19 protein-coding genes are annotated in these 22,559 nt (G+C 68.8%); 9 read left to right on the top strand and 10 right to left on the bottom strand.

Features of this window, described 5'->3' with window-relative positions; genetic code table 11:
- The first annotated feature begins 101 nt into the window (after nt 1–101).
- Complete coding sequence (locus E3T24_RS08780) at nt 102–2,282, top strand: DEAD/DEAH box helicase (RefSeq protein WP_134367563.1); 2,181 nt, start codon at nt 102–104, stop codon at nt 2,280–2,282.
- A 108-nt stretch (nt 2,283–2,390) separates the two neighbouring features.
- Entirely contained in the window at nt 2,391–3,419 is a 1,029-nt protein-coding gene (locus E3T24_RS08775; protein ID WP_134367561.1) for a 6-phosphofructokinase, read from the top strand.
- An 89-nt stretch (nt 3,420–3,508) separates the two neighbouring features.
- Here the strand turns inward: E3T24_RS08775 and E3T24_RS08770 are convergent, their stop codons facing one another.
- Nucleotides 3,509–3,763 carry a mycoredoxin gene (locus E3T24_RS08770; protein WP_134367559.1) on the bottom strand — a complete coding sequence of 85 codons (255 nt, stop codon included), beginning with the start codon at nt 3,761–3,763 and terminating at the stop codon, nt 3,509–3,511.
- A gap of 25 nt (nt 3,764–3,788) precedes the next feature.
- Here E3T24_RS08770 and E3T24_RS08765 point away from each other — a divergent pair, with 25 nt between their 5' ends.
- From E3T24_RS08765 to E3T24_RS08755, 3 genes are all read left to right on the top strand, one after another.
- Nucleotides 3,789–4,280 (top strand): 8-oxo-dGTP diphosphatase, encoded by a 492-nt coding sequence (locus E3T24_RS08765; RefSeq protein ID WP_134367558.1) that lies wholly within the window; start codon nt 3,789–3,791, stop codon nt 4,278–4,280.
- 84 nt (nt 4,281–4,364) lie between these two features.
- The gene (locus E3T24_RS08760; protein ID WP_134367556.1) at nt 4,365–5,555 is read left to right on the top strand and encodes an inorganic phosphate transporter; all 1,191 of its coding nucleotides are present in this window, start codon (nt 4,365–4,367) and stop codon (nt 5,553–5,555) included.
- The gene (locus E3T24_RS08755; protein WP_134367554.1) at nt 5,552–5,881 is read left to right on the top strand and encodes a peptidase; all 330 of its coding nucleotides are present in this window, start codon (nt 5,552–5,554) and stop codon (nt 5,879–5,881) included. Before E3T24_RS08760 ends, E3T24_RS08755 begins: the two co-directional genes overlap by 4 nt.
- 740 nt (nt 5,882–6,621) lie before the next feature.
- On the opposite strand, the gene E3T24_RS08750 is transcribed toward E3T24_RS08755, so the two are convergent.
- Entirely contained in the window at nt 6,622–7,902 is a 1,281-nt protein-coding gene (locus E3T24_RS08750) for a solute carrier family 23 protein (protein ID WP_134367552.1), read from the bottom strand.
- A 59-nt stretch (nt 7,903–7,961) separates the two neighbouring features.
- Between E3T24_RS08750 and E3T24_RS08745 the strand changes: the two genes are divergently transcribed.
- Together E3T24_RS08745 and E3T24_RS08740 are read left to right on the top strand one after the other, a co-directional pair.
- Nucleotides 7,962–9,560 (top strand): carboxylesterase/lipase family protein, encoded by a 1,599-nt coding sequence (locus E3T24_RS08745; protein WP_134367550.1) that lies wholly within the window; start codon nt 7,962–7,964, stop codon nt 9,558–9,560.
- Between the two features lie 236 nt (nt 9,561–9,796).
- Nucleotides 9,797–11,197, top strand: a complete 1,401-nt coding sequence (locus E3T24_RS08740) for an NCS2 family permease (protein WP_241976012.1) — start codon at nt 9,797–9,799, stop codon at nt 11,195–11,197.
- 49 nt (nt 11,198–11,246) lie between these two features.
- On the opposite strand, the gene E3T24_RS08735 is transcribed toward E3T24_RS08740, so the two are convergent.
- The 5 genes from E3T24_RS08735 to E3T24_RS08715 form a co-directional block, all read right to left on the bottom strand.
- Nucleotides 11,247–11,990, bottom strand: a complete 744-nt coding sequence (locus E3T24_RS08735) for an FCD domain-containing protein (protein ID WP_134367583.1) — start codon at nt 11,988–11,990, stop codon at nt 11,247–11,249.
- A gap of 66 nt (nt 11,991–12,056) precedes the next feature.
- Nucleotides 12,057–12,848 (bottom strand): 3-oxoacyl-ACP reductase, encoded by a 792-nt coding sequence (locus tag E3T24_RS08730; protein ID WP_166787103.1) that lies wholly within the window; start codon nt 12,846–12,848, stop codon nt 12,057–12,059.
- A gap of 75 nt (nt 12,849–12,923) precedes the next feature.
- On the bottom strand, nt 12,924–14,267 hold the full coding sequence (locus E3T24_RS08725) for an aldehyde dehydrogenase family protein (protein ID WP_304992749.1): 1,344 nt from the start codon (nt 14,265–14,267) through the stop codon (nt 12,924–12,926).
- 14 nt (nt 14,268–14,281) lie between these two features.
- A complete protein-coding gene (locus E3T24_RS08720) occupies nt 14,282–15,052 on the bottom strand; it encodes a gamma-glutamyl-gamma-aminobutyrate hydrolase family protein (protein ID WP_134402949.1) in 771 nt (256 codons plus the stop codon).
- Nucleotides 15,039–16,406: a glutamine synthetase family protein gene (locus E3T24_RS08715; protein WP_134367542.1), complete on the bottom strand. Its 1,368-nt coding sequence runs from the start codon at nt 16,404–16,406 to the stop codon at nt 15,039–15,041. The genes E3T24_RS08720 and E3T24_RS08715 overlap by 14 nt, the downstream gene beginning before the upstream one ends.
- 223 nt (nt 16,407–16,629) lie before the next feature.
- On the opposite strand from E3T24_RS08715, the gene E3T24_RS08710 reads away from it, so the two are divergent.
- The gene (locus E3T24_RS08710; protein ID WP_134367540.1) at nt 16,630–18,174 is read left to right on the top strand and encodes an amino acid permease; all 1,545 of its coding nucleotides are present in this window, start codon (nt 16,630–16,632) and stop codon (nt 18,172–18,174) included.
- Between the two features lie 83 nt (nt 18,175–18,257).
- Nucleotides 18,258–19,184, top strand: coding sequence for an alpha/beta hydrolase (locus E3T24_RS08705; protein WP_134434520.1), 927 nt, complete (start codon nt 18,258–18,260; stop codon nt 19,182–19,184).
- Between the two features lie 22 nt (nt 19,185–19,206).
- On the opposite strand, the gene E3T24_RS08700 is transcribed toward E3T24_RS08705, so the two are convergent.
- The 3 genes from E3T24_RS08700 to E3T24_RS08690 all read right to left on the bottom strand — a co-directional run bounded on the left by E3T24_RS08700 (nt 19,207) and on the right by E3T24_RS08690 (nt 22,485).
- The gene (locus E3T24_RS08700) at nt 19,207–19,944 is read right to left on the bottom strand and encodes a glycosyltransferase (protein ID WP_134367536.1); all 738 of its coding nucleotides are present in this window, start codon (nt 19,942–19,944) and stop codon (nt 19,207–19,209) included.
- Between the two features lie 78 nt (nt 19,945–20,022).
- On the bottom strand, nt 20,023–20,898 hold the full coding sequence (locus E3T24_RS08695; RefSeq protein ID WP_241978661.1) for a fumarylacetoacetate hydrolase family protein: 876 nt from the start codon (nt 20,896–20,898) through the stop codon (nt 20,023–20,025).
- Nucleotides 20,899–20,907: 9 nt separating this feature from the next.
- Nucleotides 20,908–22,485, bottom strand: coding sequence for an AlkA N-terminal domain-containing protein (locus tag E3T24_RS08690; protein WP_134434525.1), 1,578 nt, complete (start codon nt 22,483–22,485; stop codon nt 20,908–20,910).
- Nucleotides 22,486–22,559: the final 74 nt, after the last annotated feature.

Below are 22,559 nucleotides of genomic sequence, written 5' to 3'. Positions count from 1 at the left end.
GCTTGATCAGGCCTCGGCGTATCGATCGCACCGGTATCCACGGATGCCGCACCACGTCGAGCACGGTTCTCTTTGCCGCGCTGCTGTGAAGTTGGAGAAGAATGGCATACACCCGCCACCAGGCCGCCGGTTCGAATACCCGTGCCGCCGCCGGAGGTCGCCAGCGGCAGCGACCCCGTTCCCGTGACGATGACGCCCCCATCATCCCGATCCTCGCCCGCAAGGTGCGCGAGGTCGAGGCGAAGGCGCAGACCGGCGCGAAGCTCGGCCCGACCAACCGCACCAAGTACCAGGTCATCGCGCTGCTCATGCGCGAGGAGCGCGCCCGGGTCAAGGGCGACAAGGAACTCACCGACGCCAACCGCGCCGAACTCCTCAAGCGCCTCGACGGGATCGCGCAGATCCTGGCGAAGACCGCGGCACGCGACACCAGCCTGATCACCCTGCTCGAACCCGACGCGGGGGTGTCCACGGTCGCGCAGCGGTTCCGCCGCGACTGGCTGATCGAATCCGGCGCCGAGCTGTCCCCGGACGAGCTCATCATCACCCGGGAGCCCGAAGCCAAGCCCGAGATGCCGGTCAACCAGGTCATCCCGCAGTCGGTCAAGGCCCGGCAGCTGGCCAACCCGTTCCTCGCGCCCGATTTCAGTGCCGCGCAGGCTCCGCCGGTCGTCTCCGGCCGCCGTCTCGCCAACTGGGAGCTGATCGGCTCGCTGTTCAAATCCTTCGAGTACGGCTCCGGCGGCCAGGCCGCCAGCATGGACCTGCCCGAGGCGCCCCGCGTCGACCGGCTTTCGCCTCGCGGCATGGAGCTGATGCGTCACCAGGCCCGGTTCGTCGAAAGCGCGCGCCTCGGCCACCGCAGCTACCTGCTCGCCGACGAGCCGGGACTCGGCAAGACGGCGCAGAGCCTGCTCGCGGCATCCGTCAGCGGGTCATACCCGCTGCTCGCCATCGTCCCCAACGTCGTCAAGATGAACTGGGTCCGTGAGGTGGAACTGTGGACGCCGAACCGCCGGGCCACCGTCATCCACGGTGACGGCGACACCCTCGACGCGTTCGCCGACGTGGTCATCGTCAACTACGACGTTCTCGACCGGCACCGCACCTGGCTCGGTACCCTCGGGTTCAAAGGCATGGTCGTCGACGAGGCGCACTTCATCAAGAACCTCCAGTCCCAGCGGTCCAAGCACGTGCTGGCCCTGGCCGAGCAGATCCGCCGCCGCACCCCGGGAGGGAACCCGCTGCTGATGGCCCTGACCGGTACGCCGCTGATCAACGACGTCGACGATTTCCGTGCGATCTGGCAGTTCCTGGGCTGGATCGACGGCGACAAGCCCACCGCCAAGCTGATGGCCAGGCTCGAAGCCATCGGGCTGACCCCGGCGGATTCCGGCTTCTACTCCGCGGCGCGCGCCGCCGTGATCGACATGGGCATCGTGCGCCGCCGCAAGGTCGATGTCGCCGCCGACCTGCCGGCCAAGCGCATCGCCGACCTGCCGGTCGAGCTGGACGACGACCTCGGGCGCTCCATCCGCCAGGCCGAACGCGAGCTCGCCGCCCGCCTGGTCACCCGGTACCACTCGCTCGTGGCCGCCCGCCACCCGGGCCAGACGCCGCCGGTGCTCGACGGCGAGCAGAGGGCCGCTTTCGTCCGCGCCGTCGCGCACGCCGAACTCGAGGAATCGAAGGGGCAGAGCACGGGGGAGAACGTCTTCACCATGGTGCGCAAGATCGGCCAGGCCAAGGCCGCCCTCGCGGCGGACTACGCCGTGCAGCTGGCACACTCGGTCGGCAAGGTCGTGTTCTTCGCCAAGCACATCGATGTGATGGATGCCGCGGAAGACATCTTCGCTCGGCGCGGCCTGCGCACGGTGTCCCTGCGCGGGGACCAGACCGCCCTGGCTCGCCAGGCGGCCATCGACGCCTTCAACGACGACCCGGGGGTGGCCGTCGTGGTCTGCTCCCTGTCCGCCGCCGGCGTCGGCGTCAACCTGCAGGCCGCATCCCACGTCGTGCTCGCCGAGCTCAGCTGGACCGCGGCGGAACAGACCCAGGCCATCGACCGGGTGCACCGGATCGGCCAGGACGAGCCGGTCACGGCCTGGCGGATCATCGCCGCGCACACGATCGACGCGCGCATTGCCGAGCTGATCGGGAGCAAGCAGGGCCTCGCCGCCCGAGCCCTCGACGGCGCCGAGGAAGAAATCTCTTCCGCTGACTCCGTGCAGGCCAGCGCACTGATCTACCTGCTCACCCAGGCGCTCGACGGGGAGCTGTAGGAAGCGCCCCTCACCGGCGTTGATTTGAAACCGGGCCCACCTCGGGTCCATCATGAGGAGGCGGTGAAGGCGCCGAACATGATCGCTCGCAACAAGGAGTAACCACAAATGAAAATAGGTATCCTCACCAGCGGTGGAGACTGCCCCGGACTCAACGCCGTTATCCGCGGTTCCGTACTCAAGGGAGTCCGCGTCCTCGACGCCGAATTCGTTGGCATACGCAACGGCTGGAAAGGCCTTGTAGAGGGCGACTTTATGACCCTGGACCGCCACAGCGTGCGTGGTCTCTCCCGGCAGGGCGGAACGATCCTGGGCAGCTCCCGGACGAACCCCTTCGAGGGTGAACGCGGCGGTCCCGTTAATATCCAGAAGACGATGGACGCGGAGGGCATCGACGCGATCATCGCGATCGGTGGCGAGGGAACCCTTACCGCCGCGCGTCGTCTGACGGATGCCGGCATCAAGATCGTCGGCGTCCCCAAGACGATCGACAACGACCTCGAGGCCACCGATTATTCGTTCGGGTTCAACACGGCGGTCGAAATCGCCACTGAGGCCATCGACCGGCTGCGCACCACCGCCGAGTCGCACGGCCGGTGCATGATCGTCGAGGTGATGGGCCGCCACGTGGGCTGGATCGCACTGCACTCCGGCATGGCCGGCGGCGCGCACGCCATCCTGACCCCGGAGCAGCCGCAGACCATCGAGCAGATCTGCGAGTGGGTGCTGCACGTGCGTGACCGCGGTCGTGCACCCGTGCTGGTCGTCTCCGAGGGCTTCAAGCTCGCCGGAATGGAACAAGCGCTCTCGACCAAGGGCCTGGACGCGTTCGACCGTCCGCGCCTCGGCGGCATCAGCGAAATGATCGCCCCGATGATCGAGGAGCGCACGGGCATCGAGTCCCGCGCCACCGTGCTCGGCCACACCCAGCGCGGCGGGGCCCCGTCGGCTTACGACCGCGTGCTCGCGACCCGCCTCGGCATGGCCGCGGTCGACGCCGTCTTCGCCGGCCAGTGGGGTTCCATGGTATCGCTGCGCGGCACCGACATCGAGATCGTCAGCATCGCCGACGCGACCATCGGCCTGAAGACCGTGCCGCAGGCGCGGTACGACGAGGCCGCTGTGTTGTTCGGCTAAACCCGCACCACGAGCTGCGGGGCCCCGGATCTGATCCGGGGCCCCTCAGCTCGTTAAGGCGTGGTCAGGGATTCAGCGAATGCCGGACGTCAGGCGAGTTTGGCCTGCACCTGGGCCAGCGACGGGTTCGTGGCGCTCGACCCGTCGGGGAAGAGGATGGTCGGCACGGTGCGGTTGCCGTTGTTCAGGCTCATCACGAGTTCCGAGGTGCCCTCGACCTCCTCCACGTTGACCTCGGTGTAGCCGATGCCCACCTTGTCGAGCTGCGACTTCAGGCGCGAGCAATAGCCGCACCAGGTCGTGGTGAACATGGTGATGGTTCCGGATGCGGGCACGAAGTTCATCTCAGCAGCCTAATACGATGGAATCATGTCCCTTCCCCAGGTGTGCGTCTGCTATCTCACCCGTCGCACCCCGGCGGGAGACCTGCAGGTGCTGCTCGGCCGCAAGAAGAAGGGTCTGGGCCTTGGCAACATCGTCGGCCTCGGCGGCAAGCTCGAGCCGGGGGAGACGGCCGTGCAGGCGATGGTCCGGGAGATCGAGGAGGAGTCCGGCCTGGTCGTGACGGCATCCGTGCTCACCCCGATGGGTCTGCTGACCTACCTGTTCCCGCACCGGGAGGCCTGGAGCCAGGAGTCGAGCGTGTTCGTCTGCACGGAGTGGACGGGGACCCCGCGTGAGTCGGACGAGCTGAACCCGGAGTGGTTCGATGTGGCGGCCCTGCCCGTTGACGAGATGTGGGACGACGCCCGGCACTGGCTGCCGGGCGTGCTCGCCGGAATTCCGGTGCGGGCCACCTTCACCTTCGGGGCAGACCTCGCGACGGTGGTGGACCAGGGCCTGGTTTGCGCTTTGAATTGACCCGCCTGCCCCCGAGTGTCAGGATTGTTCCTGCTTTGCAGCTTGAGATAACCCCGGCTGTCGTACACCCAGAGAAAGACGCCGGTGGATTTCACCCTGATTGTCGCGCTCGTCATTGCGCTGGCCCTGATTTTCGACTTCACCAACGGTTTCCATGACACCGCGAACGCCATGGCCACCCCCATCGCAACCGGCGCCATGCGGCCCAGGGTCGCCGTGGGATTGGCGGCCATCCTCAATCTGGTCGGCGCGTTCCTGTCCACGGAGGTCGCCAAAACGATCTCCGGCGGCATCATCAAGGAAGGTGACGGCGGCGTCCAGATCACCCCGGAGATCATCTTCGCCGGCCTGATCGGCGCCATCGTCTGGAACCTGCTCACCTGGCTGCGCGGTCTGCCGTCCAGTTCGAGCCACGCCCTGTTCGGCGGCCTGATCGGCGCCACCATCATCGGCATCGGCTCCCAGGCCGTGGCCTACGACGTCGTGCTCGCCAAGGTCATCCTGCCCGCCCTGATCGCCCCGCTGACGGTCGGTGTCGTGGCGTTCCTGGCCACCAGGCTGGCCTACTTCATCACCCGCCGTGACAGCGGCAAAGCGGATGGCCGCGGCGGCTTCCGTTACGCCCAGATCTTCTCCTCCTCCTTGGTGGCCCTGGCTCACGGCACCAACGACGCCCAGAAGACCATGGGCGTCATCACCCTCACCCTGATCGCCAGCGGGATGCAGGACGTGGGCACCGGCCCGCAGCCGTGGGTCATCATCGCCTGCGCCGTCGCGATCGCGATCGGCACGTACAGCGGCGGCTGGCGCATCATTCTCACCATGGGTCGCGGTCTCACCGCGATCAAGCCGGCCCAGGGCTTCGCGGCGGAGACCAGCACCGCCGCGACCATCCTCGCGTCCAGCCACCTCGGTTTCGCCCTCTCCACCACGCAGGTCGCCTCCGGGTCCGTCATCGGGTCCGGCATGGGCCGACGCGGCTCGACCGTGCGCTGGGGTATGGCCGGGCAGATCGTGCTCGGCTGGGTGCTCACCCTGCCGGCCTCGGCCATTATGGGCGCATTCGCGGCCGGGCTGGCTCTGCTGGGCCCGATTGGCATCGTCCTCGACCTGGTCCTCGGTTCCCTCCTCGTCGCCCTGCTGTTCCGCCGGTCCCGCGCCACCCGGGTCACACACGACAACCTGCACGACATCGACGACGCCGGGCGCGTCGTGAAAATCCGGAAGACCCCCCGCAAAGTCTCCCGCACGGACCGGAAGAAGGTCGCGCTGTGATCGATTGGGCCGCATTCTTCGTCGTGGCGTTCGCGTCCCTCGTCTCGTCCGCGGTCGTGGTGAGTCTCTACTCGCTCGGCCTGCGGCTGCTCACCACCGCCGGACGCGTTCCGGTCGTCGAACCGGCCGAGTTCACCGGCGCCATCACGGTGCTCACCCCCAAGCGGGCCGCGAAGGAGGCCAAGCGCGCGCGTAAGGCCGCCGCCACCCCGCTGACCCGAGGCCAGAAGAAGGCCGCCGTGCTGGGCGCCTACGCCTGTTTCGTCCTGTGCGCCGGGGCGGTCATCTTCGGCGTCTACCTGATCGTGCCCGCCCTGCACGGCTAGCCGCTCCGCCTCGCTGCCGCGCTCCGCCTCGCTGCCGCGCTCCGCCCCGCGCTGGGCTGTCCCCGCCCCAGTGCCCGTTCCGGTCGAGAGTGCCCGTTCTGCCGGTCACTCTCGACCGGAACGGGCACTGTCGCGTGCCGCACGGGGCCTGGCGCGGTAGCTGCGCACCGTCGTGCGGGAGCTGCGCGGGAGCTGCGCGGTAGCTGCGCCCCTTCGCTGGTGGCACGCCGCGCGCGAAGCGGCGCAGCACGCGCGTGGGTGCCGGCGCCGACCGGCCGAAGGGTGACTCTCGGGTCCTGGCCGGAGGACGGCTCTCGGCATCCGTGGACCGGTTTCGTGGCAACGGATGCCGCCGCGACCCCGGTGTGCTGCTCGCGGCGCACCCCGGGGCTCGGGGCTCACGGTGGAGCCTGCGCCGCGAGCGGGAACGTGAGCCGTGAGCCGCGAGCCGGACCGGAGCCCGTCGCATCCGTCTGAGCTCGAGCGGTGGACACTCGCTGCCGTGTGAGAGTGCCCGTTCCGGTCGAGAGTGCCTACTGTGCCGGTCACTCTCGACCGGAACGGGCACTCTGGACGCGCGCGGGAGGTGCGCCCCTTCGCGGGTGGTGTGCCACGCGCGTAGCGGCGCTGCACGCGCACCGGAGCACGAGCATGTGCGCGGGGAACCGAGACGACTGCGGCAGCGGCAGCGGCAGCGGCAGCGGCAGCGGCAGCGGCTGCCGCGGCAGCTGCGGCGGCGGCTACCTCGTGGTGCCGCGCACCCTGGCTACCCACGTCATCAGGTGGTAGATCACGATCGCGGCCACCGTTCCGAGCGCGATGCCGTTGAAGCTGAGGGTGCCGGCCGTGAAGGTGTAGTCGGCGATGCCGATGATCAGCGCCGTGGCGGCGGTGAACTGGTTGACCGGCTTGCTGAAGTCGACCTTGTTGTCGAGCCAGATCTTGACGCCGATGATGCCGATCAGTCCGTACAGGGCTGTGGTCACGCCGCCGAGGACGCCCGCCGGGATGGTGTTGATGACCGCCCCGATCTTGGGGGAGAGGCCGAGCAGGATCGCGACCAGGCCGGCCACCCAGTAGGCGGCGGTGGAGTAGATCCGAGTGGCGGCCATGACGCCGATGTTCTCGCCGTACGTGGTGGTGCCCGACCCGCCGCTGAAACCGGCGAGCATCGTGGCCAGGCCGTCGGCCATCAGGGCGCGGCCCGTGAGGTGGTTCACCTTCGCATCCGTCATCTGGGCGACGCCCTTGATGTGGCCCACGTTCTCGGCCACCAGCACGAGCACGACGGGCAGGAAGGCGGGCAGGATGCCCAGCGCGGCGGCGGGGTTGTCGAGCGGGTTCATGGCCGAGGTGAACTGCGGCAGGCCGATCCACGCCGCCTCGCCCACGCCGCTGAAGTCGACCTCGCCAGCAACGACGGCGGCGATGTAACCGACGACCACGCCGATGAAGATCGACAGCCGGCCCAGGATGCCGCGGAACAGCACGGTCGAGAGGATGACGGCCGCGAGCGTGATGATCGCGGTCAGCGGGGCCAGGGCGAAGTTCGACTTCGCGACCGGGGCCAGGTTGAAACCGATCAGGGCGACGATCGCGCCGGACACCACGGGGGGCATCAACGCGTCGATCCAGCCGGTTCCGGTCAGTTGCACGACCAGACCGATCAGGGCCAGGAGCAGACCGACCACGATGATGCCGAACAGGGCGCTGCCCATGCCGGCGGTGGCGGTGGCGGCCGTGATCGGGGCGATGAAGGCGAAGGAGGAGCCGAGGTAGCTGGGCAGCCTGTTCCGCGTGATCAGCAGGAAGAGCAGGGTGCCGATGCCGGAGAAGAGCAGGGTCGTGCTGGGCGGGAAGCCCGTCAGCAGCGGCACCAGGAAGGTGGCTCCGAACATGGCCACGACGTGCTGGGCGCCGATCCCGATGGTGAGCGGCCAGTTGAGGCGCTCACCGGGGCCGACGACATCGGTGGCTCCGACCGTTTTACCGTCGCCGTGCAGGGTCCAGGGCAGAGCCATTGTTTCTCGTTTCCATGTCGTTCGTAGTTCCGATCGTAGTGAAGAAATAGGATCGGACGGTGATACCAAGCGCACAACCGACTCGCACCGACCCCCTCGAGGTACGAGTCGGGGCCGGTGTGGTGCGGGGGGTCCGCGAGCGCGGCGTGCGGGCCTGGCGGGGGATTCCGTATGCCGCGGCCCCGGTGGGGCAACTCCGTTTCCGGGCACCGCAGCCGGCCGGGTCGTGGCCTGGCGTGCGGGACGCCGGGTCCTTCGGCCCCGTTGCCACTCAGAGCCACCGCGGCCAGTTCATCGGCGCGCACCCGCGCATCCCGCAGAGCGAGGACTGCCTGAACCTCAACGTGCTCGCACCCGACGAGCCCGACGCTTCGGTGAAGCAGGCCGGCCCGGCAGGCCGCCGCCCGCTGCGGCCGGTGATGGTCTTCGTGCACGGCGGGGCCTACAGCGTGGGGTCCTCGCGGGAAGTGCCCCGGCAGGGCGAGGGCCTCGTGCGCCGGGGCGGCATCGTCTACGTCAGCATCAACTACCGCCTGGGCGCGCTCGGCTACCTCGACTTCAGTCGGTATTCCACGCCGGAACGGCCGTTCGAGAGCAACCTCGGGCTGCGCGACCAGGTGGCGGCCCTCGAATGGGTGCGGGACAACATCGCGTCCTTCGGTGGCGACCCGGATGCCGTCACTCTCTTCGGCGAGTCGGCCGGCGGCAACGCCGTGACCACCCTGATGACCGTTCCCGCCGCCGCCGGGCTGTTCCACCGCGCCATCGCCCAGAGCGCCCCTCCGAACGCCGTCTACTCGCCGGAGATCACCGCCGAGTGGGCCGGCGACTTCGTCAGCCTCCTGGCCCGGCGGAGCGGCGCGGCCGGACAGGCGGACCCGGGGCAGCCGGCGCCGGACCCGGCGGCCCTGCTCATCGCGGCGGATCCGGCGCGGCTGGCCGAGGCGACCACCGACCTCACCCGGCGCGCGCCCGACCGGTACCCGGGCACCATCCCGCTCTCGCCCGTCATCGACGGCGACTTCCTGCCCGAACGCCCGCTTGACGCCTTCCGCGACGGGCGCGCGCACCGGGTTCCGCTGATCATCGGCACGAACGCCCGCGAGGGATCCCTGTTCAGCGGGCGGATCGACATCCTCGCCACCACGCCGAAGCGAATCAGCGCCGTCTTCGGCAACACCCGCAAGAAGGCGCGGAAGGCCCTGAAGGCGCAGTACCCCGGCATCCCGGCCCTCCGCCCCGCGCTGGACTTCGGCGGCGACTTCTCGTTCTGGTACCCGAGCGTGCGGGTGGGGGAGCGTCACTCGCGCTATGCGCCGGTGCATTTCTACCGGTTCGACGCCGCCCCGCGGCTGCTGCGGGCGATGGGGCTCGACGCCACCCACGGGCTCGAGCTGTTCCCCCTGTTCGACCGGCTCGACGGCTGGCCCGGCCGCGGCATGACGGCGCTCGGCGGGCGGCGCCAGTTCCAGGCGGTGGGCAGACGGATGCAGGACTGGTGGCTGGCCTTCGCGGCCACCGGCAGTCCGGATGCCGCCTGGCCCCGCTACGACGAGGTCGACCGCCAGACCCTGATCATCGACTCCGTCGACCGGATCGAGTCCGACCCGCTCGGTGGCCGCCGACGCGCCTGGGGCGCCTTCGTCCCGCACATCTGAGCCGCCGGCCGGCGGACTCGCGGGAATCCGGACGGTCTCCGGGGCCGTAAACTGGAGAACTGAGAATCAGCTGAGTCGGCCACCAGGAGAACCCCATTTCTGAAACAGAGACCCACACGTCATCCAACCCTGCCCCGAAGCCGGACACCCCGGCCACGGGCGCCGAGAAATCGGGCTCCGAGAAATCAAGCGCCGAGAAATCGGGCACCCGCGCCCGGCTCGACCGGTACTTCGAGATCACGGGGCGCGGCTCCACCTGGGGCCGGGAGATCCGCGGCGGCCTGGTGACGTTCGTCACGATGGCCTACATCGTCATCCTCAACCCGCTCATCCTCGGCGGCTTCAGCGCCGACCAGGCCGCGGTCGACGTGGCCGGCGGATGGCTGCCCAACGCGCAGGTCGCCGCGGTCACCGCCCTCACCGCCGGCGTCATGACCATCCTCTTCGGCGTCATCGCCCGGCTGCCGTTCGGCTTCGCCGCCGGCCTCGGCATCAACTCCTTCCTGGCCGTGAGTGTCGTGGGCCAGGTGACCTGGGCAGAGGCCATGGGCCTCGTGGTCATCAACGGCCTGATCATCGTGCTGCTGGCCTCGACCGGTCTGCGCGAACTCATCTTCAACGCCGTTCCCCGCCAGCTGAAGATCGCCATCACGGTCGGCATCGGCCTGTTCATCGCGTTCATCGGGCTGGTCGACTCCGGCTTCGTCCGCTCGAGCGGCACGGCCTCGCCGCCGGTGCAGCTGGGCGAGAACGGCTCCGTCGTGAGCCTGCCGACGACCGTGTTCGTGATCGGCCTGATCATCCTCGGCATCCTGGTCGCCCGCAAGGTCAAGGCCGCCCTCCTGATCGGCATCGTCGCCACCACTCTGATCGCCGTGATCCTGGAGGCCATCTTCAAGGTCGGCCCGTCGCTCGGCCAGAACCCGAACGGCTGGAACCTGAACGCGCCGGTCGTGCCGACCTCCATCGTGTCCCTGCCTGACCTCAGCCTGGTCGGCCAGGTCAGCTTCGGCGCATTCGAACGGATCGGCGTGCTCGCCGCGCTGATGCTGGTCTTCACGCTCGTCTTCACGAACTTCTTCGACGCGATGGGCACCATGACCGGCCTGGCGAACGAGGCCGGGATCGCCGACGACAAGGGCAACTTCCCGCGTCTGAAGTCGGCCCTGATCGTGGAGGGCGTCGGCGCCGTCATGGGTGGTTCCACGTCCGCCTCCTCGAACACGGTGTTCATCGAGTCCGGGGCCGGCATCGGCGAGGGGGCGCGCACGGGCCTGGCCAACGTGGTGACGGGGCTTCTGTTCCTCGCCGCCATGTTCTTCACCCCGCTCACCCAGATCGTTCCGCTCGAGGTGGCCGCGGCCGCCCTCGTGATCGTCGGCGCGATGATGGTGTCCCAGATCAGGTTCATCGACTTCTCGGACTTCTCGATCGTGCTCCCGGTCTTCCTGACCATCCTCGTGATGCCGCTGACCTACTCGATCGCCAACGGCATCGGGGCCGGCTTCATCAGCTGGGTGCTGGTGCGCTCGTTCTCCGGCAAGGCGCGCGAGATCAGCCCGCTGCTCTGGATCGTCGCGGCCGGGTTCCTGGTCTTCTTCGTGCGCGGCCCGATCGAGGCGCTGCTCGGCGCGTAGGCAGACACGTGGGGCAGGGGTGCGGCGAGCCGTACCCCTGCCCCGTTTTCTATTCCAGAAAGCCGCGCAGGAGCAGTGCCGTACCGGCCAGGTGCTCGGCCATCGCGTGCGCCGCCGCGTCAGGTCTTCCGGTCAGGATCGCGGTGACGATCTGTTCGTGTTGTCGGTCGGAGTGAGCGATGTTCGGGCCGAGCGAGGGGATCTGGTCGAGCAGCTCGTTCACGCGCATCCGGACCTCGGCCAGTAGTGGCACGAGGGAGGGGGATCCGGCCAGTTCTCCGATGGTGAGGTGCAGCCGAGAGTCGAGGCGGCGGTAGTCCTCCCCGGCCGCGCCGATCGAATCGCTCAGGCTGTGCCAGAGCACCTCGCGTTCGGCGGGGGACAGAGTGCGTGCGGCGGCGTGCCGAGCGGCCCCGACCTCAAGGATCTCTCGCAGGGTGAGTGCATCCTCGATTTCCGTGGGAGGGATGTCCCGGCGGGTCACCAGCTCGCCGCTGTGGTCGACCCCGGGTGTCTGCCTGGGAAGGGCGTCGCTGACGAAGGTGCCGCCGTACCGTCCGCGCCGGGAGACCAGGTAACCGGCCTCCGCGAGGGACGCGATGGCGTCCCGGACGGTGTCCCGGCTGACGGCGAGCATGGCGGCGAGCTCGCGTTCGGCGGGCAGGCGCTCGCCCGGTGCGATCAATCCCAGCCGCACCGTCTGCAGCAGGCGCTGCACAGTCTCTTCGAAAGCGTTGCCGCCGTGGACGGGGCGCAGCAGTAGGCCGCTGTCCAGGCCCGGCTGTTCGTCGATCACGGTCTGTCTCCGCCCTCCATGCAGACTCCTAGTTCATCTAGTTCATCACGGTTTTGAGTCAGGTCATTCCGGCGTCACGTAGGCCGAGCTGATGCCGCCGTCGACGAGGAACGTGGATCCGGTGATGAACGAGGAGTCGTCGCTGGCCAGGAACGCGACAGCGGCGGCAAGTTCCTCCGGCTCCGCGAACCTCCCGACCGGGATGTGCACGAGACGCCGGGCCGCCCGTTCCGGGTCTTTGGCGAACAGTTCCTGTAGCAGGGGAGTGTTCACCGGGCCCGGGCAGAGGGCGTTGACCCGGATGCCCTGCCGGGCGAACTGCACGCCGAGCTCACGGCTCATCGCCAGCACGCCGCCCTTCGACGCGGTGTAGGAGATCTGACTCGTGGCCGAGCCGAGCACCGCCACGAACGAGGCAGTGTTGATGATCGAACCACCGCCCTGCTTGACCATGTATCGCAGAGCGGACCGGCAGCAGAGGTAGACGGATTTCAGGTTGACGTCCTGTACCTTCTGCCAGGCCGGCAGCTCGGTGGTCTCGATCGAGTCGTCGTCGGGCGGTGAGATCCCGGCGTTGTTGAAGGCCACGTCGACCGAGCCGAAGGTGAGATAGGCGGTGTCGAAGAGTGTGTCGACCTGGTCCTGGTCAGTCACGTCCACCTTGACGAAGAGTCCGTTGACCAGTTCCGCGGCAGCGAGGCCCGATGTTTCGTCGAGGTCGCCGATCACGACGGTCGCCCCCTCTGCGGCGAATCGTTTTGCGGTGGCCAGTCCGATGCCGCTGGCACCGCCGGTGATCACGGCGACCTTGCCCGCGAGCCGTTGCGTGAGATCGATGGGGGTGAGGCTGCTCATGGCTGGAGTTCTCCTTGGTGTGAGGTTCTGGCGGGCGGGATCGACTGGAAAGAAGGTTGTTTCGGGATCGCCGCTTCAATCGACGGCGATGAAGACGTTCTTGGTGTCGGTGAAGCTCAGGGGGGCGTCCGGGCCCAATTCGCGGCCGAGCCCGGACTGTTTGAAGCCCCCGAACGGTGTCGAATACCGCACGGATGAGTGCGAGTTGACCGAGAGGTTTCCGGATTCGACGGAGCGCGCCACCCGGAGGGCTCGGCCGACGTCCCTGGTCCAGATCGAGCCGGAGAGCCCGTACTCGGTGTCGTTGGCCAGCCGCACGGCATCCGCCTCGTCCTGGAAGGGCAGCACGGTGACCACGGGGCCGAATATCTCGTCCGTCACGCAGCGGTCGGAGCGGGAATCGGGGGTCAACACGGTGGGCGGGAACCAGAAGCCGGGACCGGTCGGTGCGTTGCCGCGGAAGGCGACGGGGGAACCCACCGGCACATAGCTCCTGACCGACGCGAGGTGAGCGGCCGAGACCAGCGGACCCATCTCGGTCGCCTCATCGGCCGGGTCGCCCACGCGCACTCCGGTCACGGCCGGTTCGAGCAGTTCCATGAACCGGTCGTAGACGCTCCGCTCTACCAGGATTCGGCTGCGTGCACAGCAGTCCTGGCCGGCGTTCTCGAACACCCCGTAGGGCGCCGTCGCGGCGGCCTTCTCCAGGTCCGAGTCGGCGAAGACTATATTGGCGCTCTTGCCGCCGAGTTCGAGGGTGACCCGTTTGACCTGGTCGGCGCACCCCGCCATGATGCGTTTGCCCACGGCGGTCGACCCGGTGAAGACGACTTTCCGCACCGAGGGATGGGTGACGAAACGCTCACCGACCACGGAGCCGCGCCCCGGCAGCACCTGGAACAGGCCGTCAGGCAGACCGGCCGCCTGGGCGAGTTCGCCCAAACGGATGCTGGACAGCGGCGTCCATTCCGCGGGCTTGAGCAGCACCGCGTTTCCGGCCGCGAGGGCGGGCGCGAAGCCCCAGGCCGCGATCGTCATCGGGAAATTCCACGGCGTGATGATGCCCACCACGCCGAGAGGCTCGTGGAAGGTCACGTCCAGTCCGTTCGCCACGGGAATCTGCCGGCCGAAGAGGCGCTCGGGCGCAGCAGAGTAGTAGGTCAGTACATCACGCACGTGGCCGGCCTCCCAGCGGGCCTGCGTGATCGGATGCCCCGAGTTCATCACTTCGATTCGGGCCAGGTTCTCCCGGTCCCCGTCCACGGCGTCGGCGAACCGCCTCAGCACCAGTGCTTTGTCGGCGGGGGCCACCTGGGCCCAGAGCCGCTGCGCTGCTACGGCGCGGCGTACAGCCTCGTCGGTGCCCGCGAGATCGACGTGCTCGACGATCGACACCTCGGTCTGATCGGCGGGGTTGATGACGGTGTAACTGCTCACGATCGTTCCTCTCTCTGCCGGTCGGCCCGGTATTGGGCGGCCGCGTCGACGAGGCCCGCGAAGAGACGGATGTCCGCGTCGTCCTGTTCGGGATGCCACTGAACCGCGACCCCGAAGGGAACGCCGTCGAGCTCGACGGCCTGCACGACGCCCTCGAGGCTGCGGGCGGTGACGACGAGGCGCTCGCCCACGCGGTCGATGGACTGGTGGTGGTAAACGGGCACGGCGAGCGGGGCGGTGCCACCGTCGAGCAGCCCGTGCAACTGGGATTGCGGGTGGAGTTCAACCTCCACCGCGTTGAAAACGCCGCCGCCGGCCTGGTAGCCGCCGTGGCCGACCACGTCAGGCAGGTGCTGGTGCAGGGTACCGCCGAGAACCACGTTGAGCATTTGGGCACCCCGGCAGATCCCGAGGAAGGGCAACTCGCGGGCGATGGCCTCGAGCAGGAGCTCGTGCTCCCAGTCGTCCCGGTCGGGACGGGGCTCATCGGTGGCAGCGTGGGACGACTGGCCGTATCTCGCCGGGTCGACGTCCTTGCCCCCGGTGATGATCAGGCCGTCCAGCCGGTCGAGGACCCCAGCGGCGATGGCGGGGCTGGCCGGCTGCGGGGGTAGGAGCACGGCGATCCCGCCGGCCCGGGTCACCGAGTCGAAGTAGACCTGGGGGAGGAAAGCGGCCGGCACATCCCAGACTCCGGTTTGTGACTGTTCGAGATAGGTGGTCAGGCCGATGACGGGTCGAGGCCTCGAGAGCTCAGAGTCGTTCAAAGCCGCGCACCCGCTCCCAGTCGGTCACCGCCGCGTCGTAGGCAGCCAGTTCGGTCCGGGCATTGTTGAGGTAGTGGTCGACGACCTCGTCGCCGAAGGCTTCCCGGGCGACCGCGGAGGTCGCGAACAGTGCGGTGGCCTCCCTCAACGAGGCCGGCACCCGCTCCGCATCGCTCTCGTACGCGTTGCCGACGAAAGCATCGTCCAGCTCCATTTCGTTCTCGATGCCGTGGAGGCCGGCCGCGATCAGCGCGGCCACGGCCAAATACTGGTTCACGTCGCCGCCGGGCACCCGGTTCTCCACCCGAAGGCCCAAACCGGCTCCCACCACTCGCAGTGCGCAGGTGCGGTTGTCCAGCCCCCAGGCGATCGCCGTGGGCGCGAAGCTGCCCGCGACGTAACGTTTATAGGAGTTGATGTTGGGGGCGGAAAAGAGGGTGAGTTCGCGCATGACGGCCACCTGGCCGGCGAGGAAGTGGCGGAAAAGCTTCGACATGCCGTGATCCGCACCCTTCTCGGCGAAGACCGCCGACCCGTCCGTGCCGCGCAGGCTGATGTGGATGTGGCAGCTGTTGCCCTCACGCTCGTTGAACTTGGCCATGAAGGTCAGGCTCTTGCCGTGCGCATCCGCTATTTCCTTGGCCCCGTTCTTGTAGATCGAGTGATTGTCGCAGGTGGCGAGGGCGTCCGTGTAACGGAAGGCGATCTCCTGCTGGCCGAGGTTGCACTCGCCTTTGACGCCTTCGCAGTACATCCCCGCGCCGTCCATGGCATTCCGGATGTCCCGCAGCAGCGGTTCCATCCGAGTGGAAGCGAGCAGCGCGTAGTCGATGTTGTAATCGCTGGCCGGGGTCAGGTCTCGGTAACCCTTCTTCCACGCCTCCCGGTAACCGTCGTCGAAGACGATGAACTCCAGCTCGGTGCCCACGTAGGGCACGAGCCCACGTTCGGCCAGACGCGCCAGCTGCGCTTTCAGGATCTGACGCGGGGAGGCCACGACCGGCGTCTTGTCCAGCCACTGCAGGTCGGCTGTGACGAGCGCGGCGCCCGGGAGCCACGGCGCCCGGCGCAGCGTGGCGAGGTCGGGGATCATCGCCATATCGCCGTAGCCACGCCTCCAGCTCGACATCTCGTAGCCGTCCACCGTATTCATCTCGACATCCACCGCGAGCAGGTAGTTGCAGCATTCCGCGCCATGGCTCGCGACATCTTCGAGGAAGAGCCGCGCGGAGACCCGCTTGCCCACCAACCGCCCCTGCATGTCGGTGAAGGCGACGACGACCGTGTCGATCTCACCCGAGCCCACGAGCGCGGTCAGGTCCTCAAACGATAGGTTTCCGGATCGGGGTGTCATGAGCATCTCCTCAGTGAGCCTGGCTGAATGGTCAACTTCCCGACCATTAGACCACAGATCAGAACCAGAACAGGGGAGAACTTTCGGGCCGGGTGCGACGAAACTTTCTCGCAAAGGTATGTACACGCAACCATTGGGGGCCTTATAGTCAGGCCAAGAAAAACTCACGGCGTTGTGTGGTCGACAGTGTCGACGCGCATGACCAGAGCGCAAAGGAACCAGGATGTCCAAAGACACCTTGAAAGTCTCAGGCGTGCAGTACACAACGGCGGAAGCAGGATACTTCGAGAAACGCAGATTGACCCGGAGCGCCGGGATCTGGGGGCTGTGGGGCCTCGCTGTGGCGGCGGTCGTCTCGGGCGACTTCTCCGGCTGGAACTTCGGCATCGACTTCGCCGGATTCGGCGGCATGCTGATTGCGTTCGCCCTTCTGGTCGTCATGTACTACGGCATGATCTTCAGCATCGGTGAGATGGCCTCGGCGATGCCTCACACCGGCGGTGCGTACTCCTTCGCCCGCGCGGCACTGGGACCCTGGGGCGGATTCGTCACGGGGCTCGCCGAGACGATTGAGTACGTCGCGACCACGGCAGTGATCGTCTACTTCTCCGCCTCGTACGCGGATGGCATCACGAGTGAACTCCTCGGCTTCTCCCTCCCCTCGTGGGCCTGGTGGGCCATCCTCTACGCCGTGTTCATCGGCCTTAATGCCGCCGGCGCGGCCATTTCGTTCACCTTCGCGATCGTGGTCTCGATCATCTCGATCGTCATCCTGCTCGTGTTCTCCGCCATGGCCGCTTTCTCAGGTCTGTTCAGCGTGGACAACCTCTTCGACATCGTGCCCGATGCCGGCCAGTCCGAGTTCCTGCCGCACGGGGTGATTCCGATCCTGTTCGCCCTGCCGTATGCCATGTGGTTCTTCCTCGGAATCGAGGAACTGCCGCTCGCCGCGGAGGAAGCCCACAACCCCGTGCGCGACATCCCCCGGGCTGGCTTGATCGCCCGCACCACCCTCATCGTCACGGGCCTGCTCGTGTTGTTCCTGAACACCGGGATCGTGGGCGCCTCCAACATCGCCACCGCGGGGGAGCCCCTGTTGGACGGCTTCCGCGCCATCGTCGGCGACCAGGCTGCCGCGGTGCTCGCCCTGTTCGCTCTGGTCGGCCTGCTCGCCTCCCTGCAGGGCATCATGTTCGCTTACGGACGCAACATGTACTCCCTGTCCCGGGCCGGCTACTACCCGAAGTTCCTCTCCCTGACCGGCAAACGGCAGACCCCCGGGGTCGCCCTTCTCGTCGGGGCAATCATCGGCTTTGTGGCTCTGATCCTGGTCGACGCGCTCGGCGGAACGGGCGGCGTGGCAGGAGCCATCGTGCTGAACATCGCGGTCTGGGGCGCCGTGATCGCGTACATTCTGCAGATGATCTCGTTCGTGATCCTGCGCCGCAAGTTCCCGAACGCGAACCGCCCGTACCGCAGCCCGTGGGGCGTGCCCGGTGCGGTCGTCGCCGGCATCCTCTCGCTGGCGATCTTCTTCGGGTTCTTCATCAACGAACCGGCCCGACCGGCGATCGCGGCCATCGCGGTGGTCTACGTGGTCATGCTCCTCGTCTTCGCTCTGTACGGGCGCAAGCGGCTCGTCCTCTCCCCGGAAGAGGAGTATGCGGTTTCCGGCGGACTGCACGGCGACCCGCAGAAGGAAGGTTACGGAGGGCCGGTGGAGGAGGAAATCCTCGCGCTGGACGGGCGGGATGCTCCCACAGAGTAGCGTGATGCGGCCTGGGGCGGGGCGCCGAGCAGCGGAGCGAACGTCCCCTCGCGGGGCGGCTGCACCGGCGCTACTGTGACGCCATGTCCATCCGGGAACACCGCTCCGCGCACCGCCGAAAACCGGGCTGGGCGGCTCCGTCGGACCCCGGCGTCCGCGACCGCACCCTGCCCGACCGGGGCTGGAACGTGCTGCCTGCCGGTAGCCGGGCCTTCCGTTTTCCGGCTCCGAGCGGCGCGCTCGCCGCTTTCGCGGTGGGCGACCCGGGGCATCCGCGGGTCGTCCTGCTCCCCGGCGCCACCGGGTCCAAAGAAGATTTCGTGCTGTTGGGGCCCCTGCTCGCCGACACCGGCTTCCTGGTGGAGAGCTACGACCTGGCCGGACAGTACCAATCGGCCGCCGCCGGCCCCGTCGACGGCAGCCCGTACGAGTACGGCCTCTTCGTCGCCGACCTGATCGCCTTCCTGGCGGCGGGGAGCACCCCGGTGCATGTGCTCGGCTACTCCTTCGCCGGAATCGTCGCCGAGCTGGCTTTCGCCGATCGGCCCGAACTGTTCGGGAGCCTGGTGCTGCTCGGCGTGCCGCCGCAGTCCGGCCAGGCGTTCCGCCGGGTGCGCTGGATCGGCGCGTTGAGCTACGTGCTGCGTCCGCGCCAGATCGCCTCCCTGATCGTCTGGGGCATCGTCTCCAACCTGAACCGGGTTCCGCCCGGCCGCCTCGCCCTGGTGCGGCTGCGGTTCGCCTACACGAACCGCCGCAGCGTTGACGAGATCGTCGGGCTACTGATGCACGTGCCCGATCTGAGCGCACTGCTGCGGCACTCGGCCATCCCCGTGCTCGTCGCCGTGGGCCATCATGACCTGTGGTCGACGGATGTCCACCGCGCCTTCGCGAACAGCATCGGGGCGCGATTCCGCGTCTACCCCACCGGACACAGCCCGTGCGAGACCACCCCGCACCAGTTGGCGCGGGACATGCTCGCGTTGTACCGGTCGGCCGAACCTGGCTAGCAGACCGGGTCGGTCGGACTGATCAGGTGCGCACCCGGAGGCGGTGCCGGGCGGCGCGCCGGCGCCAGGGGGTGTCCTCGGGCCAGTCCTGCAGGAGGGTGCGGAATCCCCACCGCACCCGGCGGGCGAAGCCGCTCCAGGTGGCGAACGGGCGTCCGGAGACGCCCACCCTCAGGGTGTGCTCGTACCGCACCTGCACTGCCGGATCCAGGTTCATGCTCAGATCGAGGTCGTCGTGGATGTCGCTCCGCTCCCGGTGCACCCGGTCACGGGCTCTCAGCCAGACATCCCGGTGCATGGCGAAATTCGACCCGAACACGGGGTGGTGCGCGAGCCAGAGGCCGACCCAGAAGAAGTAGCCGCCGAGGTAGAACGTCTGTCCCAGCCAGGCCACGAGCGGACTGCTGTCGTAGAAGTCACCGGTCCCGGTGATGAGGTCCGCCTCGGGAGACCGGGCCAGGCCGGACTCGAGCCGCGCCAGCCAGTCGGGGGCAGGAACGGAGTCGGCGTCGAGGCGCGCGATCACGTCCCCCGTCGCCGCGTCGTAGCCCGCCGCGGCGGCCGGCCAGATCCCCTGCACGGGCTCGTACACGACGCGCGCTCCGGCGGCGCGGGCGGTGGCGGCCGTGGCATCCGTGCTCGCGTTGTCCACGACGATCACCTCGTCGGCCGGGCGGTCCTGGGCGGCCAGGGCAGCGAGGCAGGTGGCGAGCAGGCCGGCGTCGTTGAAGCAGGGGATGACGACAGAGATCGTTGTCATGGCGTCCTCCCTCGCGTTCGCATCGGCGCCCCGGGCCTGGAACAACGATTTGGTGCCGAGCTTACGCCCGGCTGGAAATCAGATTGCGCGGCAGTGCGTGGTCAGGAAACCGATCTTGTCGATCGTGATGGTCACGGTCGACCCGTCACGAAGGAAGACCGGCGGTTTGCGGCTGTAGCCGGCGCCGCCCGGGCTGCCGGTGGAGATCAGCGTGCCCGGCAGCAGGGTCGATGTCTGGGAGAGGTAGGAGATGATCTCGGCGACCGAGCGCACCATGTCGCCGCTCGAGGCGTCCTGCAGGATGCGACCGTCGACGTGGGTGGTGAGCCACAGGTCCTGCGGGTCGGCGATCTGGTCTGCCGTGATGACGACGGGGCCGGTGGGTGTGAAGCCGTCGAAGGACTTGCAGCGCGACCACTGGGCCTCGGAGAACTGCAGGTCACGCGCGGTGATGTCGTTCACGACGGTGTAGCCGAAGACGTGGTCGAGGGCGTCCGCCACGGACACCTTATGGGCGGCCCGGCCGATGATCACGCCGAGCTCGGCCTCGTAGTCGACCTGCTGCGTTTGGTCGGTCGACCATGTGATCGTGGACTCGTGCCCGGTCAGCGAGTTGGGCCAGAGCGAGAACACGGTCGCCGCGGTCTCGGACCGGAGCTTGAGTTCGGAGGAATGGGCGGCGTAGTTGGCGCCGATCGCGATGATCTGCGGCGGTCGCAGCACCGCCGAGGAGTAGCGCAGCTCGGAGAGCGGCGTGAGCGTGGCTCCCTGTGCCGCGGCGTGCATGCTCAGGGCGCGCACCCGGTCGAACTCGTCATCGCCCTTTTCGAGCAGGTCCTGCAGATCGCGCGGGGCCTCCTCCATGATTTCGTCGAGGAACAGCGCTGCGTCCTCGAAGACCGCCGCGAGACGCGGGGTGGACTGGCCGTCAACTCTGAGATGGGCGAATTTCACCTGTTCAGGCTACCTGCCCGAAGAAGGGGTGCGGGGCAGGTCCGCCGCCGGGGTGCCCGCGGCCCGCCACAGGTGCATGCCCGCGTAACTGCGCCACGGCGCCCAGTCCTCCCCGTGGCGCGCGAGATTCCGGGCATCCGGGGGCAGTCCGAGTCGGGCGGCGCCCTGGCGCAGGGCCAGGTCGCTGGTCAGCAGGATGTCGGGACTGCCCAGCACGCGCAGCGCGACGTAGCCGGCCGTCCAGGGCCCGATCCCGGGGAGGGCGGTGAGCCGCGACTCGAGGTCCGCCCTGGTATCGCCGAAGGAGAGCGTGAGGGCGCCCGTGCTCAGCTCCTCGGCCACCCGCATGATCGTGTCGATGCGGGCGGCCGGGCCGCGGAGCACGCTGCGGCCCTCCGCGGCGATCCGCGCGGCGGTGGGGAAGAGCCGGAGCGGCTGGTCGGAGCCGTGCTGGTCAGTGCCGGGCTGGTCGGTGCCGGGCTGGTCGCCCCCGGGTGCCGGGGCGCCGGCGGCCCCCGGGAACGCGTCGCCGAGCGCCGCGGTCAGGCGGGTGAGCGCTGTGCGGGCGGCCGCCACGGAGACCTGCTGCCCGATCAGCGCACGGAACAACGTCTCCTCGGGGTCGATACTTCCGGGCAGGCGCATGCCGGGGGTCGCCGCGACGCCGGCCGCCAGGGCCGGGTCCGCGGCGAGGGCCAGGTCGATCGCCCGGGAATCCGCGTCCAGGTCGAGCAGGCGCCGCACCCGGCTGACGAGCGGTGCGAGGTCGGCGAGGCTGGCCAGGCCGGCGCGGCAGGCCACGGATGGCGCGGCATCCGTTCCCAACAGCGTCAGCTCGACCCACGCCGGGCCGTGGGGCAGGCGCAACGTGCGGGAATAGACCTGCGCCGTGGCCCGCTCGACGCCGGCGAGGGCCCGCACGGCGAGGAACCGCAACAGCCCAGGTCCGTCGAACGGCGCGCGGGCCGGCAGCTGCAGGCTGATGCCGGTGGCGGCTGAAGGGACGGCCTGTGCGCTCTCGGGGGACGGGGAACGGGGACGGGCAGGTCGGGTCGGGCGTTGCAGCGTGCGCCGCAGTTCGGTGGGGGTGCGCTCGTAGACGGCGGCGATCGTGTCGTTGAACTGGCGCACGCTGCCGAACCCGGCGGCGAACGCCACCGCGCTGATCGACAGCTCGCTGCCCTGCAGCAGCAGCCGCGCGGTCTGCGCGCGGTGTGCCCGCGCGAGTGCGAGCGGGCCGGCGCCGAGCTCGGTCACGAGCACCCGGGTGAGGTGCCGTTCGCTGTAGCCGAGGCGGCGGGCGAGGCCGGGCACCCCGTCCCGTTCGACCGCGCCGTCAGCGATCAGGCGCATCGCGCGGGCGGCGAGGTCGTCACGGATGTTCCACTCCGGCGACCCGGGGACGGCGTCGGGCAGGCAGCGCTTGCACGCCCGCAGTCCGGCCTCGTGGGCGGCCGCGGTGGTCAGGTAGAACGACACATTGGCGGGTTTCGGTGTCGCCGCCGGGCAGCTCGGACGGCAGTAAATGCCGGTGGAGTGCACGCCCGTGATGAACTGACCGTCGAAACGGGCGTCCCGCGAGGACATGGCCCGGTAGCGGGTCGCGAAGATCGGGTCGGGAATATCGTCCGGGTCGGGCAGGACGTTCGTCCGGGTCGAAG

This window comes from Cryobacterium sp. TmT2-59 (assembly GCF_004403545.1).
Classification (GTDB): domain Bacteria; phylum Actinomycetota; class Actinomycetes; order Actinomycetales; family Microbacteriaceae; genus Cryobacterium; species Cryobacterium shii.
This window is presented reverse-complemented; position numbering and strand designations above follow the sequence as displayed.